The organism is Candidatus Flexifilum breve (assembly GCF_016713355.1).
This window is the reverse complement of the sequence record NZ_JADJPI010000037.1, coordinates 1000767-1018247: the sequence shown is the minus strand read 5'-3', so window position 1 is coordinate 1018247 and position 17481 is coordinate 1000767. Positions and strand designations below refer to the sequence as shown.

Genomic DNA, 17481 nt, shown 5'->3' with positions numbered 1-17481 from the left:
GTGGGTTCAGCTCGCTGTCGCGCGCTGACCTTCAGGTGTATATAAGTGACAGCGGACAGAATGAGTTGTATCTAGAGTTTGGCTTGTCGGAACAATGCGGCGGCACATGTCCATCACATGTGGGCAGCGATTGGCAAACGGGCAACCAACTCCAACATTCGCTGAGCTAGAGAGTTCGCCTTTGATCGCTGTCGTCGTCGTTTTCAATCCACGTGCCGGATCGGGAACGGCAGAGAGTAGAAGCTGCGTATATGGGTGCTTCGGATTCCGGATCAACTCCTCACTATCAGCCTTCTCCACAATGTATCCTGCATACATCACGACGATTTCTTGGGCAAAGTAACGCGCACTAGCGATATCATGGGTGACGTACAGTACCGCCATGTTGTATTCGGAGCGCAGTTCGTCTAGCAAATTGAGAATGCCGATGCGAATAGACACGTCAAGCATCGACACTGGCTCATCTGCAAGCATGACCTCTGGCTCAACGGCCAGCGCACGAGCGATGGCCACACGCTGGCGCTGGCCACCACTCAATTGATGCGGATATTTCGCGGCGAATTCAGCGGGCGGATTCAGCTTCACTCGGTTGAGCAGTTCGAGCACTTTCTCGTTGAGCTGACGCCGTCCCCGCGCTAGACCATAGATCTTGAGCGGACGGAGCAAATGATGATCGACTCGATGTACAGGATTTAACGAGCTGAACGGATCTTGGAAAATCATCTGTACACGCTTGCGGTAGCGGAGAAGCGCCGATCTGCCCCGCTCATTACGAATACTTTCACCTTTAAACAAGATATCGCCGCCGGAGGGGTCGTGCAGTCTAGCAAGCATGCGCACGATAGTGCTTTTGCCACTACCGCTCTCTCCGACGAGCGCCGTCACGCGACCGCGATAGAGCTGAAGGTCAACGTTTTCGACAGCTCGTACATGCATTTGCGCGAAAGCACTTCCGGAGACAAATACTTTGCTCACGCCACGCAGTTCGAGAATAGGCGTTTCAACGTTCATAAGGCACGCTTTTCTGGGACTAAATGGCACGCTGCACGTTGCGCGTCAGTCACAACCTTAAGCTGTGGACGCACCTGTTCGCACAAGCCAATTTGGGCTAGGTCGCAGCGTGGGTGAAACCGGCATCCGCTAGGCGGCATGACGAGATCGGGAGGAGAGCCGGAAATACCGAGTAAGGGTGAGCGTTCGCCGTACAGAGTTGGGAATGAGCGCATCAATCGCACGGTGTACGGATGTTGAGGAACTTCAAAAATGTGCCGCGATGCGCCAATCTCGACAATTTCACCCGCATACATAACGGCGATTCGGTCAGAGAATTCCCACCAAGAGGGACAAGTCATGGGTGATGAAAAGCACAGAAAAGCCGAACTGCTCGCGTAAATGCTGGATCTCTTCGATAATCTGCCGCTGCACAACTACATCGAGCGCCGTCGTCGGCTCATCCATGATGATGAGTTTTGGGTTGAGCGCAAGCGCAATGGCGATAATTGCGCGTTGCCGCATACCACCGCTCAGTTGATGGGAATAGCTGTCTACCCGCTTGGGGTCAAGTCCGACAGTTTCCAAGAGTTCCATCGCGCGATTGCGAGCTAGGGTTCTCTTGGTCGGACGGTGCGCCTGAATGGCATCGACGATTTGATTGCCGATGGTCATAACCGGATTGAGCGCGTTCATAGCGCTCTGCGAGACAAACGATATTTGTTCCCAGCGCAATGCCTGAAGCGCATAATCGTTGAGGTTGACGACATCACGACCCTCAAACAATATTTGTCCTCCGGTGATATAAGCTGGCGGCTTCAGCAGGCGGATCAGCGCATGAGCTACGGTCGATTTACCGCACCCCGATTCCCCTGCCAGCCCAAGCACTTCACCTGCGCGAATGTCGAAGGAAACACCATCTACAGCCTTTACAACACCGCGACGCGTGCGATATTCAACATGAAGATCGCGCACCGAGAGCAAACTTTCACCCGTAGATGTAGAGATACTTGAACCGACCACTAGCGTTCCTCCTGATCGACGCGCAAGCGCGGATTCGTAATCTCGTCCATCGCGTAGTTCAGCATGGCGAGCGCGAACGCGACCAGGGCGATACATAGACCTGCCGGGACGAATGTCCACCACGCGCCTGTCAACAGACCGCTATTGTTTCCCGCCCAGTACAGAATCGTTCCCCAACTGACCGAGCTGATGTTACCTAATCCAAGAAACTCCAACCCAGCCTGCGCGGCAATTCCGTACGTGATCGACCCGAATAACGCGCCCGCGACGATTGAAGCCATATTGGGGAGGATTTCGACGAACATAACCCGTAGATGGCTATCCCCACTAACGATACACGCAAGCACAAAGTCTTTTTCGCGCACAGACAGCGTTTGTGCGCGGATCACTCGCGCCGTCCACGCCCAACCGGTGAAGGCGAGCGCAAAGATAATCGTCACTTCACCGGGAGGTAGAAAGGCGGCCAGCGCCACCAGTAGCGGCAGCCCCGGTATGATGAGAAACACATTGATCAGCATGGACAGCAAGGTATCAACCCTACCACCGAAATAGCCCGCGGAGATGCCGACAACCGTGGCAAAGAATGAGGTTACCAGTCCAGCCGCGATGCCGACCATCAGGGACCGGCGTGCGCCGTGGACGAGCTGGGTAAAAACATCTTGACCCTGACCTGTTGTGCCCAGTAGATGCTCTGTCGACGGCGCTTGATGCGGCAGCCCAACGAAGTCCAGCGGGCGTCCGGGCGCGATCTGTGGGGCGAAGATCGCCATGAGCCCAAAGACGCTAAGAATAATTAGGCTGATAGCGACCTTGCGATTACGGAGTAGATGCGGCATACGCCGCCGTCTTGACGTTCGTGTTGTGTCGTTTTGGGGCACATTGACCGCGTTTTCCGCCTGTGGAACATGGGGGTCACGAATGCTCATTGCATTTACCTCACCCGAATCCGCGGGTCAAGCCACAGGTAGGCAATGTCTACGATGAAATTGGCAATGAGCACCGCCATCGTAGTCATCAACAGCAGGCCCTGCAGTAGCGGGTAATCGAGATTCTGTACTGCGCTCAGTAGCAGGAAGCCCAAACCCGGATACGAGAACACAATTTCGGTCAAGAGTGCGCCGCTGAGGATGAAACCGATAGAAATACCCAAAGAAGTGACGGCGGGCAGCAATGCATTGCGCGCGGCATAGTTGAACATAATGCGCCGCTGACGCAGCCCTTTCGCTTCAGCGTAAATAACGTAGTCTTCAGACAGCGTCGATACCATGGCGTTACGCATACCAAGCGCCCATCCGCCCACCGAGACGAGCACGATTGTCCCGGCAGGAAGGATCAAATGTCGTATGACACTACCAACGAAGGTCAGATTGAAACCCGGTGAGAGATTATTGGCATAGGCATGTCGCAGTGGGAAGAGATTCAGTTGGAAGCCAAGCACATACAGCGCCACCATCGCCAACCAGAAATAGGGAAACGCACCCACAAAGATCAGCAGCGGCGGCATGACGGAGTCGATCAATCCACCGCGTCGCCACGTCCCGATGATGCCGAGCACATTCCCAACGATAAAACTGATCACCAGCGCTACTGCACCGAGCAGAATTGTCCAGAACAGTCCCATACCGATGACATCCGTCACAGGGCTTGGAAAACGACTAATCGACTTCCCTAAGTCACCTTGCAGAATGTGTCCCAGATATTCAAGATACTGGTTGAAAATGGGTGCATCGCTAAAGCCGAACACGCGCCGCATCGCATCGATTTCCTCCGGGCGAAGCTGGGTCGAGATGCGAGCCATCAAGCGCGCAGCCGGGTCACCGGGCATCAGACGAGGCAAGAAAAAATTGATCGTAATCGATACCCAGATGGCGACAGCATAGAAGCCAACTCGCCTAAGAATAAAACTCATCCCTTGCCTCCAAATCCCGATTTAAGTGCGGTCTCCGCCGGGAGCACGCTCCCGGCGGAGCAGATGATTTTACTGCGAATCGACGGGACGGACGGTCGTCATGACCATGACAGCCGTATTCGCTCGACTGGCAAGGGTTGCATACGGATTGTCTGCACTGGGGAAATCGGTGTAGCGTAGGGTGCTGAATTCACCCCATTCCGGCGATCCGAACAGAGGGGCAACAGGCACGACATCAACGTAAATCTGTTCAATCTGCTGCATGATGTCCATCTGTTCCTTCGGATCAGACGTTGCCGTGAACTGATTGAGCAGATCCGTGGCCTCTTCACTACAACCACGGTGATAATTCTCATTCGTGATTTCGCCAATTGGCATGGTGTGATCGCACGAGAGGACACTGCGATAGTAGTTGTACGGTGTCGGACCAAAGCCACTCCACGAGTGAGCCATCTGGAAATCGCCGCGCTGCTTGCGTTCGATCACCAAACCCCAATCCTGGCCGTTAACGCGCACATCCATCCCGATATCACGTAGGTTCTGCGCAATGACCTGTGACGACGAAACCCAGTCGGTCGATGCGCTACCGACGATGATCTCGAACGACATCGGCGTGCCATCCTCCATCACACGAATACCATCGCTGCCCATCGCGTACCCCGCCTCATCCAGCAGCTGATTCGCTAGTTCAACGTTACGCGTTGTCCACGTATTGGCGGCGACAAAGTCCGCATCTTTCCAGATCGAGAATGCATCGCTCAAACCCGTCCCATCGATGGGCGTGGTGTAGCCCTGCATCGCAATACTGACAACCTGATTCCGATCAATGGCGAGGCTGACTGCGCGACGGACGACAGGATCATCAAAGGGCTTAACTTCGTTGTTCATCAGAAGTTGAGCGGTGAAGGTGGTTGCCGGGAACCAGTAGTTGTAGTGTTCGGGATCACGGTCAATGTAAGTCGTCTGAATTTGCGGGATGAAGATGTCCGCCCAATCGACTTCGCCATTGATGGTAGCCAGAGTCACCTGATCATTGGTTGGGAACGCAGGCCAGCGCAGACCATCGATATAGGGCTTCTCTTCCTGCCAGTAATTCAGGTTGCGGTGCAGTTCATAGACCTGATCTTGGAATACAGCCACTTCAGTAAACGGACCAGTGCCGACTGGTTCTTCGTTCGTCCAATTGGCGGGATCTTCGACGTCCGTCCAGATATGCTCAGGAACAATCACCTGCTGACCAACTTCGTAGATTGCTGGCGAGAAGGGTTCACTCAACTGGAAAACGGCGGTCGTCGCATCAAGCGCTTCCACGCTCGTCAGATAGGGATAGACGCCTTCTCCGAACATTTCGCGTTGTAGAGCAAAAGTGAATGCAACGTCTGCCGCGCTGAATGGTTCACCATCCGACCACACTACGCCTTCGCGTACGTCAAAGGTCAAGGTCAGCCCATCGTCGCTCCATTCGTAACCTGTCGCGAGCCACGGCACAATATCGCCATTGATTGGATTCCAGATGATGAGTCGTTCATAGATGGCTGTTGTCGTGCCATTGAGCGCGTTCGGGGAGAAGGGGTTGAAATTTCGCGTGTACGTCGTGTTACCTTCACGCCCGATAGTCAGAATGTTGAGGTCATCCTGCGCCAATACAGATAGTCCGGACAAACCGACAAGAAGCAGGAGGAGCACGAAAAGGTACAAGCGACGAAATTGTTTACTGTGCAAATTCATTGTCTCTATCTCCATGTATATTTTGGTTCAAACGACGCTATAGGGTATTGTTTGCACCTACGTTGCGCACTCGGCATCTGCTCCCATGTTGGCCTGTACAACACGTAAGCGTTATGTCGATACGCTCCAAAACTCAGGATAATCGAAACTGCTGGGGGGGTAGTACAGTGGGGTAACTGTCCGTTTGGATTGCGAGATGCGGGAGTTGGTCGCAACCAATCAGACAGACTTAAAAAAATCAGAAGCTTGAAATATCGCATGTTCAACTGTAATGGCCGTGAGCCGATTTTTTTGCCGTAGAAAGAGGGGCACTCCAAGACTTGCCTCACAGCCTCACGGGCTGTACCCGGCTGGAATTCTGTGATCCGCCATGCGGGTTCTATAGCTGTCTTCCCCGCTCACGGGAAAAAGGGCTTTCTGACACTCTCAGAAAGCCCTTTTTTCTCTCAGCCGATGTTCGAATCCTGTCTTCCTCTTTGGTCAAAAGGTCTATTTTGGTGTAGTAATGAAGACACTACCACAATAGGATGAGCAGGATTCGCACGTGTGTGAGAAGATTGGAGTTCATCTCTCCTCGCAAACACTAGACGTAAGATTGCGAGCAGATAACTTAAGAGAAACCTGAGCATAAGGTTCCCAGAAACGAGAGGTTGAGCAGTTTATTCGAGTGAACGAGAACATATCAATAGAGCGTGTCGAATTTTTCAATACTAGGGAATGAGCATGAAGCCCAACAGGCGTAAAGCGGATCCTTAATACTACGCATATCTAAACATGAAACTAGTCAGTACATTTATCGAGGCAAGGGTGATCTAATGGCACCAAACCGACTAATGATTGTTGGGGGGTTCCTAGGTTCAGGCAAAACGACACTGCTGACGCAGGCCGCAAAACGATTCGTTAAGCAAGGTTACCGCGTAGGACTTGTGACGAATGATCAGGGGTCAAATCTAGTTGATACGGCGCTCCTAAACAAGCAGGGGTTTCCAGTAGCCGAGGTTGCAGGAAGCTGTTTTTGTTGTGCCTTTAACGACTTACTACAAGCCCTAACGCAACTGCAGAATAAGGTTCAGCCAGACATCATACTAGCGGAGCCTGTTGGAAGTTGTACCGATCTCCTGTCTACCGTGATTCGCCCACTGGAACAACTTTTCCCGGGGCAATTTGAAGTGGCGCCGCTAAGTGTTGTCATCGATGCCAGTCGGGATGTGAGAACTTTTTCCCCGAACGTCGCCTATTTGTACGAATGCCAACTCACCGAAGCCGAAGTCATCTTACTCAACAAAGCGGATCTTGTTGAGCCGGATTCTTTGCTGGAACGCAAGGCTGCTCTTCAAGCACAGTTTCCCCGCAGTCAGGTTTTCACCATCTCGGCGCACTCGGGTTTCGGTATCGATGACTGGATGGGTTTCATGACTGGGAGAACGAGCGCCAGTCTGATGGATATGGAAGTCGATTACGCCCGCTATGCCGATGCCGAAGCTGAATTAGCTTGGCTGAATATGCAGGGAGCTGTGCGCGCATCGGTGCCTTTTTCGGCTCAAGAATGGGCGATGGATTTATTTGCATCGTTGAAGGATAGTCTGCAACCATCATCCATTGCCCACATCAAAGCGCAGATCGTGACTCCAGTAGCAACCTATAAGGTGAGCCTTACCCAGAATGAGAGTGAATTGACGTGGGACCTGACTCGTTCGATTTCCCGTTGAACAGCTTGATTTCATACTAAATGCGCGCGTGAACACTGATCCGGCAACGCTCCATCACGCCGCGCTGCGTAGTATTGAAGTTTCCAGACCCGATCCGCTGTCCCGTTACTATCTCACCCACTTTGAGTGTTTTCGTCCACTGCCCCCGAAGCCAACCTATCGCATTCGCACGGGAGAAAAGTCGTAGATCGCCAAGAGAGCGGCACGCTGCCCATACATTTATGTGAATGCGGGGAATGAGGACTAGATTGAGCCAGAAATTGTAGGTCGCCGCATCGGTGCAGCGATGATGGGTTGACGTGCGTCAGCTTAACCGCAGGATTGAACCAAGCAGTAGCGCGGAAGTCGATCGAACGCTAATTGGTGAAACATGGCGCGTGGTTGAACTGAATCACTTTGGAGTCGAGAAGCGTACCAACGACCTTCGTTATCGTCGGCAGGTTCGTATTCCGCATAAGGTTCAGGCGCGAGTGATACGATCCTGTTGCCGTTGGTTCTTTCGATCATCCGGTTCCCGTGATCGTGGGTTGCTTTAAGTAGTTTGTCAGGCACTAGCCTAACTCGACCTCACAACCCTCTGGAACATTGTAAGTAAGCCTCAGTTGGTCTCCGTCCATGTGCCACGCTACGCTGACGAGTCCGTACGGGGTGGGTACAGTGCCGGATGCCCACTGTAGATTCCAAGTTTTCGGTGCGATACGTATGCGGCGATAGCCGGGTGCGGTCGGTGTTACACCTAATACCTGGGTCGAAAGAAAATAGGCTGGAGCGGCTGACCATCCGTGACACAGACTGCGACTCCAATGGCCACTGCTGACATCGCCCGGAAACGTCTCCCAGAACGTAGTGGCGCCCTTTTCAAGCATGCGATTCCACTGTTCCCGCAGTATTGGAAACGCGTCTTCGGGTCTAGCTTGTTCAAAGAGTGACTGAAGCGTGAAAAATAGGAACCAGGGACTGCCCACAGGCACAACCTCGTCGGGACTTCCGAAACGCGCGTGCCACGGACTGCGGCCCACAAACTGACCGTTTTTGGCTGCCAGCACGAATCTCATGACCGCCGGATAGCGTTCTAGAGACACAGCACCACATAACAATGCCAATGTGTTGGTTGGTTCACTGATCCGCTGTTTGGCACGGAAGTCTGCGAAACTGATGACGGGCAAGCCTTGAAGTTCGTTGCGTTGCTTGTACTGGATATACGCCCATTCATCGCGAACCGTGTCTACGTAACCCTGATACTGCTCCGACCAACCTAAGCGGTTAACAGCGTCACGCAAGCGTTGTGCAAGCCGGCGATGGTGTGACGCTGGTTCTGGTAGATCAAGAATATCTGCCATATTGGCGGCATAGTCGAGGGACTGAGCCATCAACACTGCATTGCTGATCACCTCACCATGACTTTCGTGGTCTTGTGCTGCCCAGTCCACCAAGTTCCAGACGTCTGGCACATCAAACAAGCCACGCTCATTGACGAAGCCCTCACAGCGGCGTAGGCATTCACTGATGTCCCGATAATAGTCTTTCAGTGCGGTTCGATCACCAACATTCTGATATTGTTCCCAAGCCATCCAGATCCAAAGAAACGTCCACATCGGAACTTCGTTGAACCACCCACTTACCACATGTGAGGCGGTCAGATGCGGGCGCATCGTCAGTAGATGCGGCGGTATCACTCTGCTCATTTCGGCAGACAGGGATTGACCAGTCAAGCGTATACACCGGTCGGTGAGATCGTATGCGCCAAACGCGACAGCATTCACAAGCGCACTGTTGCGTGCGTCACCCACCCAGAACACCTGCTCATATGCTGGGCAGTCGACATAGGTGTCAAGCATACACAATTGCACCGTATAGGCGGCGACGTTCCAGATTTTCGTGAGGGTTTCGTCGGAGCAGGTGAAACTCCCTTGGGCTTCGACCGGATAAGTCGATACCAGCGTGCTCACGTAGCGAATATACAGTGGGCGTGTCAGGTTGCGCAGCGTAATCGAAACAAAGCGGTATCCACGCCGCTGGTGGGAAGTGAAGGTTTGCCGGCCCTCACGGCATATATAACGGAAGCTGTTGCGCAGATTCTGAGTCCAGAAAATGCCCGAAGCATCTATTCCTTCGAAGAGGTTTACGTCGAGAGTCGCTCCCGCAGGCGCATTCACTTCAAACTCAACAAAACCGATTACTTCACGACCGAAATCTAGCACCAGGTGGACGTCACCATCCGACTGCGGATTAATAGTTGTCCAGTCACTATTGTCATGCAGCAGAGCCGCGGGTTTAACGCTTGGCGCAGGACGAGCCCCGGGCAAACGTTCACGCGGTGTCGGTGTGTCGATGTCGGCGGAGCAAAAGCCGCCGTCAATGGCATAGAATCTCTGCGAGATAGTTAAAGAGGCGATATCGGGCTGGTGGGCGCTGGCGGGGATGCCAATAAAGGAATCACCCTTCGGAAGGTCATCCAGTGAAGCGACGAACCAACGTTCTTCGACCTCACCAAGCGTCTCGTTTAATGGGGCGATCAGGACCCAAGCCGCATCCCTAACAAACCTTTCAGCCGAGAAGTGCAGTGGCTCATCACACTCAAAGAAGAACGACGGCCACTCGGTATCGCGAGTCATCACGAGATTTGCGCCCGGCTGCAGTGAAAACTCAACGGGCTTTCCGGTCACATCAAGCATCGTGATCCGATCTGCTCGCCGGTCGTTGATGCGCAGCGCCAGCGCTTCATAGTTCGGAAAGCTGTGTACCCGCACTTGGCAAGCACCTGGCGCAAACACCTCGGTAAACAATATCGAGCCTCGCTCACCCGGTGGCGCGCTGCGCAAACCCGTCCGCATATTGCCGTTCAGGGTGCGTAAATCCAAGGTCCACGTGGTACCCACTCGTGGACGTGCGAGTTCAACGGCTTTGACTTGTATGGGGGCGAGCTTATTCTCGCTCAGAAACGGGATTGAGCGCCGCTCAAGCTGAACCCAGGGTTCGCAACCCACCGGGCCGATCTGATTGCATTGAGCCAGTTCGAGGCATCGTATGATCGAGCATCCCAACCGGACAATTCAAGCTGCGCGTCATACTGTTCTTCAAAATCGAGTTGAATGGCGATGCGCGGGGCTCGCGGGTTAAAGGCGAGGCAGGGGGCGGTCTTCCACTGCGCATTCGAAGGACAACGGCTCACATTGCCGTGTGCATCTTCGAGCACAATTTCGCACAGGTATCCCGCTCGACCGCGAATGTACATCATCGTATGGTCACCCAGATAGTTGGCAAGGACTGCCAAGTTGTTGGTTTCACCGGGTATCAGCGTGGGTGTCAGATCATAAACATCGTAGCTGTATGAAAATGGAAAACTTCGAGCGGGTCCACGCCCCATGAAATGCCCGTTGACCGTGCATTCATACCGTGAGTCAGCAGTAATGAGCAGGGTCGCCTTCTTTATGTCATGTGCAACAGAGAAATCGCGGCGGAAGTACCGCCATGCATTCTGTGAAACCGCATCATCCTGTCCCCAGATCCAGCGGGCGGCGGGTGAAAAATCAAGCGAGTCCATTTTCCTCAGTCCTTTACTCACGGGGACAGGCGCCGCCGAGAAAAAGATCAACGCGCAGTCACTACTTCAGCGATGGCGATCATCAGCCATGGTAAGACGACCTGTTTTCGTCGATCAATCGCTGATGGGCGAGATAATCTAGGCATTGTCAACAGATACCGTATCCCTATGAACGTTAAGCAGACAGGTAAGCTGTTGATTGGCAGAGAAACACTTCCCTGCGCTGTGTCATTGATGATGATTTCATACCACCCATCGGCTAGTCCAACTACCCGAAGCTGCACAGAGAACGTTTCCGAGTAGGCCATCGGCAGGTTGTTGAGGGAATTCGCAAGGCTGATTCGAATTGTGCCGTCGGAGATCGAAGTACCACTGAGCACCACCCCATCGACACCGACCGCAAGGTTCTTCTCTGCGTCCAAGTACACGCCACCCAACTGGCGCATGACATCAGCCGCACCACAGAGTCCCGCGACCTCGCCCCAACTCGCGTCGGTGCGCATGGTCGATTGCGGGAAGCCTTCATGATCGATATTTTCCGGTCCGAGACCCAACGGGAAATTGGGAAAGGCGTAGATGTCGTTTTCGATGTGGCGCGAATGATTAATGAGCGTTAATCCTGCGCGTGCCGAAGCAACGCCGCGTTCGATCAAGTCCTGCCGTCCCAACGCCATGCCATAATAAATCAGAATGTCCGCAAATTCGCCCTGACGCGCATCCAACCAGGCCGCGTCGCCATTATCGGTATTCCAGCCCCCAAACGCGTAAGCCGTGACGATATAGTGCGGCTGCCAGACCGCCTGAAAAAATAGAGCGTAGTCCAGCACTTGCTCACCTAACTTGAGGTAGCTTTGGTCGGCGGTTGCGCGGTACAAAGCGGCAAAGCCTTCCGCGGACCAGATCATCGCCAGTGATCCGCGTGGTTCCTGCTGCTGATAGGCGTCATGGAAATCCATCGCTTTGGAACCGCACGAGAAGTAGCACTCGGTATCGAGCCAACGTTGTCGTGGCAAAAGCTCCTGAGCGATGAAACTGGCAAGGCGTTTAGCTGCGTTGAGATAGGTCTCTTCACGCGTTACCTGATAGAGTTCAGCCAAGAACCAAACATGAACGCCGCTCTCGCCATTAAAACGTAAGTGCGCATTTGGCCGTAAGCTCGGGCTGAACCATGCGGGTAAACAGCCGTTTTCGTCAAGGTGGGTCACAATAAAGTCCGCGTACCGCCGGACGTAGGGTAGAATGCGCGGATCAGCTTCGCAGAGGCGCATGTAGCGCAGGAGGTGCGCGGCGGTCTTGCTCATCGAGGCCGTGTGATAGCTCTCACTGTAATCGTTGAAGTAGCGTTCACACAGCAACCCGGTGCGCTGTGGATCAAGAGCCAGAGGGGGCTCCCAATGGTTGTTTTGCCACCGCTGGTCTTGAAAACGATAAATAGTCGGGAACAAACCCTCGTGCTGCGGGGCAGCCAGCGCTAAGTTAAGCCCGCAACGCGCTTTATCAAGTAGGTCCTCATCGTGGAGTCGCTGACGCCACCAGTACAAAGCGACGGCATCACGAACATTATTCCAGAACATCGTATTACCGATGAGATCATACCACTGTGGGGCATTGTTTCGGTAACCACCGACGCGAACGCCGTCCAACTCCCATTCGAGCCATGAAGGCAAGTCGGGATAACCGGCGGGTGCCTGATGCGCTGCCATTCGCTCACCGGCTTCAAGCACAACATCCGAACCAAGATAGGCAAAACTCGCTGGGTAGCAGATCTTTGCATAATCGTTGAAGGGCATCGCTTGAGGACGTGGTTGGCGAAAATAGCGACCGCCGTAGCGCTCCCATAAATAACGCGTAATGCGTTGGTAACCCCGATAGCGTGGAGCCTCTGCGCTGATAAACAAGTCAAACGCATAACGCACCGTATCTGTTGCGAGTGTCCGCACCATCGAGCCATCACTCGGATGCCGCCAGTGCATGTGATGGGTGGCGATGCTGTCGATAATCCCGTAAGCCGCAAGCGGCTGTGATGTCAGACCAGAGTGCATCAGTAGATCGAGCGCCACTGGCATCGTCACTTGATTACGATCGTACGGGACAGAAAATGCATTGCCAGTAGCCACCTGCCGTGCTTCGAGCGCAATTACGGCATATTGGTTGATAAAATCCAGATCGGGTACCAGAGCCATAAAACAGGCTTGGTGTTGCAGGATGACCGCCGGGGATTCAAATACACGATCCCCGATCACATCATCATCCGCGAATTTGAGTGACGGAGAATGGATGAACTCCGGTTCAGCCGCGACTGCAAAGACAAACGGCGATAGGATGTACTCTAAGCGAGGTGGCGAACCAGCGAGTGTGACCGACACTTCGACATGAACGTGATCACTGTCCCTACGCAACGTCAGCGTTTCACGAATCAGATGACCGTTAGTCTCACCAAATAGGACAACTGACGCATAGTCGTTTTCCTGCACGATCTGATGAACCGTGTTCAAGCCCTCAGATGTCAGCAGACGGTGCTCGGGGGCAAGGCGAGTGTCATAGAGGGGCTAGCTTCGGCAAGCCGCGCCACAGGCGGTCGAAATGAAGCCGCGATCAACACCCAACCGTTGCCATCAAAAGCAAAGAAGGCTCGATCCACACCCGTGGGAGTGATGCTACAGCGTATCTTGATCCGCTGGTTCGCGATTTCTACGACCGCGCCATCCTGAAAGACCTCGAGCGCATTACTCATGAAGTTCGCTGTCAGTGGCAAGGGTGACGGTCAAGCGCGTGCCAGCGGCCAGATGAAGCGTGTGACCGAATACGATCCCGTTGTTCGCGCGCCGAAAATCGACAATCTGCCGGTCAAGCTCAACCCGCTGAACCTCGTCCCTCACCTGCAATGCCGTTAAAGACAACTCTCCGTAGAGGACATGGATTTCCCTCGTGGTTGGGGTTTGAACATACTTTCCCCAGCCGCTGTCGAGTGACCAGAAGAATTCACAGTCGCCCGCCTGAATAGGCGCAAAACTGATTTTCCCCTTCACCATGTCAAACTGAAAACCGGAGAACGTATTGAGCAACGCATAACTTGCTAGAGCCCGAGCGTAGTTACTACCACACTCAATCTCGTTCCACGGATTGCGCTTTCGACCGTCAAACCGTGCGCGGATGGCCTCAATGCAGATCATGCCCTCGTCGACCAGTCCCGCTTGAATCATATGAATTGCGACAGCGTACTCAAACCCGGTCATTGTTTCCTGAGAATAAGGCAGTGGGATCATCGGTTTCCGGCGACCTTCGGGCCAAGCACAGATCACGGTGCCAGCTTCGTCGTTGATAGTGTACAACCGCCACGGGTTGTATTCGTCCTTCATCGACTTTTTGAAGTTGTAGCGATAGGTTGCGGCCAGGGTTTTTCTGACCTGCTCACCATCGAAAATTTCACCCAGGCCGTATAGATTGGCGTGCCATTGAGCGAGCACCATATCGATCTCACACCCGTCGCCAATCTGATATTTGATTTCTCCGTGCTCCTCACTCCAATAGGTATGGGACGCGTAATCCCCTTCTCGGTCAAATGACTTCAGCAAGGCATAATCGTGGAGATCAACGCTCTGCACATAGAATTCGCCGTTAAACAGATTCTTGTCAACCCAAGCCTTACCCCGGTTGAAAATAGCGAGGAGTTGTTCGCTGAATTCGGCTTCACCCAAGAACGCTGCCATTTCCGCACCTGCCTTGAGCGCACCGAGATAGTGTCCGGTTAACCAGGCATTGGCCCCAAATAGCTCCATGTCGAGGGTGTGATGCTGACGTCCCCAGAGAACCCCCGTCTGGTCCGGGTCCCACCGATCCGGATTCTCTGGACTCCAAGCGTATTCGATGGTCTTCTTCACTGTCGACCAGATGCTTTTCAGCCAATCAGTATCACCGCTGATCTTCCAGTCACGGTACGTTTTCAGGACATCCCCGAACTGACCATCCGCACAGGGACGGAAATCGCTGTAACGCAGACCAAGCGGAAGCTGAATTCGGAAATGGCTGCCGCCCGCCGGATCAACGTTATAGCGGTAATTGGCTGTTCGCATCCCGCGTTCAAGTTTGGGAAAGAGGAAAGCGAGAGCCTGTGCGTAATTCCAAACATGGGTACACGACCCTTCGCAACAACCGGCGGATTCCCCCACGCCCTCCCAGCCGTAAAACGTGCCGTCTTCGAGGCGCAGCACGGTCGGGCTTTTGAGCACAGACATCGTTGATGCCACGGCCTCAAGCGCGACCGGCGGCATGTGGCTGGCAAAGAGAGCGTCTTTGAACAACTGCGTGGCTTCGTGCAGACGATCCCACTCCCCCAGCGCATAGCGAGCACTAGCGACCGAATCGTTCCAGAGCACGGCATAGTAATTCTTCCAAGCATTCTTGAGTCCGGCGGTTTGTGCTCGGCTGTCCGCTTCAGAATTCCAGTAGTTCCGATTGTTGGGGAAGTTCCACGTGATCACATAGCGGATACTGCGCGTTTCGCCCGGTTGCAAAGACATGTGTGCCGCAATGTGTCCAGTATCGCGGTCATGCCAGCCGCTTGATTTGAATCCCTGCTCTCTTGGATAATGCCGATTGACCAGCGCACCGGGCTTTAAGAGGTCGCGCCAGTAAATCTCGAGGGCGTCGTTCCAAGTGCCGCGATACCAATATTCTTGGTAACTGCATGTTTCGGCATCGGTTGCGATGGTCAGGTCACCGTATTCGAAGGCATCAAGCGCAACTTGGTTGCTTCTCATGGTCAGCATGTGCATGCCGCTACTCTGAGTGAGTTCATTGTAGCCACCATTGATGCCAAATGGATTGCCCAGTGCGCCGATAACCGTAGGTCAGGACTTCATTTGAGGTGTTCATCACCTCGATTTCAAAGAACGCAGCCGGGATACCAGAGTCCTTATCGTTGGTCGGAATAAACGGGTTGAACGCCTTCAAGCGTACCCGTCCGGGAAAGTTCGGTTCTGAAAAGCCGATTTCCCCAAAAGGGTACTCCCCGATAAATTCATGCTGGCTAAAATGCGGCATTCCCGCCATCGTCTCGCGCAGCGGTCCCCAGCCAAAACCCTCAAAGAACCACTTGCGTCCGAAGACTCCCGTATACGAACCATTGAGTTCGCCATTCAAGACGCGCGCGTCAATGACCTTGCCATCGCGCTCAGCCCGGACGGCGAAATGTGAGAACCCATTCACACTGCCTTTGTTCGGTTTGTTGAAAATCTCCCAGTCGATCAACCGGCCATTACCGGCCAAGCCGATACAGCCGGTCCCAATGCCACCAAGCGGGAATGAAATCTCAGCCGTAGTCTCATCGGTATAGCGCGTGACAGTCATCGTCTATCTCATCCTTGCCGAAGATCAATAATAATCTCGCGTGTTTCCGACGGTTCCAGTTGGAGTTCAAACCGAACTTTGCCGGAATGACTGACCGTATTGGTTAGAGCTGCGCCGTCAAGTGTGATCTGACAGTCCGAGCGACTGTCAAAACCACTGGAACAGTCCGTCGACGATTAAGCCGCTCTTTAACCGCAAAGCGCATCTGGGCGGGATCGGCCACGAAATTGAGGATTTCGCAGCCATCAAGTCCAAACGCTTGACCATACTGCTGGTTGGCGTAGACGCCTCCATAGGTTTGTTCGATGATTCCGGCTGCGACAACCGGGGCGAGGAACCAGTGGAAATTGACCCAATTGCCATCCCAATAAAGGTCATCCCCGCCGTGGGCCATGTTTTCCCACATGACGCCGTACTCATCAACGGTCAGAGCGGGTTTCCATCCTGCGCATGTAGTTATAGGTGATATTGTTTTCGGGGATGTACAGCAAAACGAAGCACGAGCGTTGCGCAGCAATGGCACGCTCAAAATATTCCGGGTTTCCGGTGACGGAATAGTAATTAAGCAGTGTCAGCGCAAAGAGGCCGGTTCGAAGGTCGGACCACTCGCCATCGGTGTTTTGTGAGCAAAAGCCTCCGAACGTGGGTACCGTGAGAAAGCTGGCATTCCAGACTTGCTGGTAGAGACAAAGCTGATCAAGTGCCGAGAGACCTGCTTCGAGAAATCGTCGCTCCCCCGTTGCCTGATACAGGCTGTAAAAACCATCCGCAGCCCATTGAATGCAGAGGGTATTGGCTGGATACATGCCCGTATGTGGATCTTTTTCGCCCAATCGTTTGCCGTCCCACAACGTCGCGCAGGAAAAATAGGTTTCGTAGTCTTCCCATTTGCCCGTCGTGAGCGTCTCCGCAATAATGAATTCCGCCGCTTTAACGGCGGCTGCCAAAAAGCGCTGATCGCCAGTTAGCTGGTAAAGCTCCGCTAGAAAATGGACAGATGCGGAAGTCTCTGCGCTATCTTTGAGAATATCGGATGGTTCCAGCGTGCCCGTACGCACCCACGCGGGAATTGCCCCCGAAGCCCGCTGATGTTCCAGAAGAAACACGGCGTAGCTGGTACAGTAGTCGATGATTTCGGGAGTTTTTCGATATTCTCGTACCACCGAAGCAGCCAAGTTCCGGTATAGGATGCGTCGGTAGTGTGGTAATAATCTTCATGCCCATCCGGG

General features: G+C 53.6%; 12 protein-coding genes and 1 pseudogene. 1 reads left to right on the top strand and 12 read right to left on the bottom strand.

The annotated features are described in order from the left end of the window. Positions 1 to 6 precede the first annotated feature (6 nt). From IPK17_RS35390 to IPK17_RS35365, 5 genes and pseudogenes are all read right to left on the bottom strand, one after another. Complete coding sequence (locus IPK17_RS35390; RefSeq protein WP_343422428.1) at positions 7 to 1011, bottom strand: ABC transporter ATP-binding protein; 1005 nt, start codon at positions 1009 to 1011, stop codon at positions 7 to 9. Further along, positions 1008 to 1998: pseudogene (locus IPK17_RS35380) on the bottom strand (ABC transporter ATP-binding protein). Before IPK17_RS35380 ends, IPK17_RS35390 begins: the two are co-directional and overlap by 4 nt. A 14-nt stretch (positions 1999 to 2012) precedes the next feature. Then, entirely contained in the window at positions 2013 to 2939 is a 927-nt protein-coding gene (locus tag IPK17_RS35375; RefSeq protein WP_343422425.1) for an ABC transporter permease, read from the bottom strand. A 5-nt stretch (positions 2940 to 2944) separates the two neighbouring features. Then, on the bottom strand, positions 2945 to 3922 hold the full coding sequence (locus IPK17_RS35370) for an ABC transporter permease (protein ID WP_343422424.1): 978 nt from the start codon (positions 3920 to 3922) through the stop codon (positions 2945 to 2947). A gap of 69 nt (positions 3923 to 3991) precedes the next feature. Next, the gene (locus tag IPK17_RS35365) at positions 3992 to 5566 is read right to left on the bottom strand and encodes an ABC transporter substrate-binding protein (protein WP_343422423.1); all 1575 of its coding nucleotides are present in this window, start codon (positions 5564 to 5566) and stop codon (positions 3992 to 3994) included. 899 nt (positions 5567 to 6465) lie between these two features. Here IPK17_RS35365 and IPK17_RS35360 point away from each other — a divergent pair. Next, entirely contained in the window at positions 6466 to 7359 is an 894-nt protein-coding gene (locus tag IPK17_RS35360; protein WP_343422422.1) for a GTP-binding protein, read from the top strand. A 551-nt stretch (positions 7360 to 7910) separates the two neighbouring features. Here the strand turns inward: IPK17_RS35360 and IPK17_RS35355 are convergent. From IPK17_RS35355 to IPK17_RS35325, 7 genes are all read right to left on the bottom strand, one after another. After that, positions 7911 to 10145, bottom strand: a complete 2235-nt coding sequence (locus tag IPK17_RS35355) for a family 78 glycoside hydrolase catalytic domain (protein WP_343422421.1) — start codon at positions 10143 to 10145, stop codon at positions 7911 to 7913. A 149-nt stretch (positions 10146 to 10294) separates the two neighbouring features. Then, the gene (locus IPK17_RS35350; RefSeq protein ID WP_343422420.1) at positions 10295 to 10903 is read right to left on the bottom strand and encodes an alpha-L-rhamnosidase N-terminal domain-containing protein; all 609 of its coding nucleotides are present in this window, start codon (positions 10901 to 10903) and stop codon (positions 10295 to 10297) included. Between the two features lie 47 nt (positions 10904 to 10950). Continuing rightward, entirely contained in the window at positions 10951 to 13377 is a 2427-nt protein-coding gene (locus tag IPK17_RS35345) for a hypothetical protein (RefSeq protein ID WP_343422419.1), read from the bottom strand. A gap of 252 nt (positions 13378 to 13629) precedes the next feature. Further along, complete coding sequence (locus IPK17_RS35340) at positions 13630 to 15678, bottom strand: GH116 family glycosyl hydrolase (protein ID WP_343422418.1); 2049 nt, start codon at positions 15676 to 15678, stop codon at positions 13630 to 13632. A gap of 19 nt (positions 15679 to 15697) precedes the next feature. Then, positions 15698 to 16252, bottom strand: coding sequence for a GH116 family glycosyl-hydrolase (locus IPK17_RS35335; protein WP_343422417.1), 555 nt, complete (start codon positions 16250 to 16252; stop codon positions 15698 to 15700). 103 nt (positions 16253 to 16355) lie between these two features. Beyond that, positions 16356 to 16658 (bottom strand): hypothetical protein, encoded by a 303-nt coding sequence (locus tag IPK17_RS35330; RefSeq protein WP_343422416.1) that lies wholly within the window; start codon positions 16656 to 16658, stop codon positions 16356 to 16358. A gap of 13 nt (positions 16659 to 16671) precedes the next feature. After that, positions 16672 to 17415 (bottom strand): pectate lyase, encoded by a 744-nt coding sequence (locus tag IPK17_RS35325; RefSeq protein WP_343422415.1) that lies wholly within the window; start codon positions 17413 to 17415, stop codon positions 16672 to 16674. Positions 17416 to 17481 lie beyond the last annotated feature (66 nt).